At 55.3% G+C, this 745-nt stretch carries 2 protein-coding genes; one reads left to right on the forward strand and one right to left on the reverse strand.

Annotated elements, in window-relative coordinates; genetic code table 11:
- Nucleotides 1-136, reverse strand: a 136-nt coding sequence (locus A3754_RS03865) for a MerR family DNA-binding transcriptional regulator (protein WP_156496760.1), incomplete at its 3' end; no start/stop codon positions are given.
- 90 nt (nucleotides 137-226) lie between these two features.
- Between A3754_RS03865 and A3754_RS03870 the strand changes: the two genes are divergently transcribed.
- Nucleotides 227-745: NADPH-dependent FMN reductase (locus A3754_RS03870; protein WP_063518883.1), on the forward strand; the 519-nt coding region annotated here is incomplete at its 3' end.

The raw sequence follows: 745 nt of genomic DNA on the forward strand, positions 1-745 counted from the left end.
TGCCACTGCTGCGCCAGCTCTGGATCAACCCCTTGGTTTCATAAAAGTGCAGGGCGGATACCGCAACCCCGCTCCGGTCTGCCACTTCCCCCACGGTCAGGGCTTTACCGATATCGTTTGCGTTGATGAGGGTCATAGCTGCTCCCTGTCTCTTTCAATATTGACCTCAATATTGATTGAGGTTTTACGCTGAGCCTTCATTGTCGTCAACTGTTCAGGAGGTAATATGGCCACGCGCGATCCGCTGACTCTGGCTCTGGTGTACGGCAGTACCCGTGAAGGGCGTTTGTGTGACACTCTGGTCAATTGGGCTGCAGAGCAGATTCGGGATCTGCCCGATTTTGCGCTGCAGGTGATTGATCCCCGTGATTTTGCTGTGCCGGCGGATTTTCCGAATGCAGCATCCGCCAGTGTGCGGCAGTTGCATCACAGGCTGACAAAGACCGATGCCTTTTTAGTGGTTACGCCGGAGTACAACCACAGTTTTCCAGCCATCCTCAAGCAGGTCATTGATATCTCCAGTGCGGCCTGGAAAGCAAAGCCGGTGGCGTTTATCAGTTATGGCGGGGTGTCCGGTTGGTTGCGAGCGGTAGAGCTGTTACGGCTGGTCTATGCCGAGTTGCATGCAGTGACAGTGCGCAATGTGGTGAGCATCATCAATGCCGGTGACGAATTTGATGCCCATGGGCGCTGGCAATCGGAGGAGCAGAAGGCCCGCGCAGAGAAGCGTCTGGCGCAGCAAATG

It is taken from the genome of Alcanivorax sp. HI0083 (assembly GCF_001635175.1).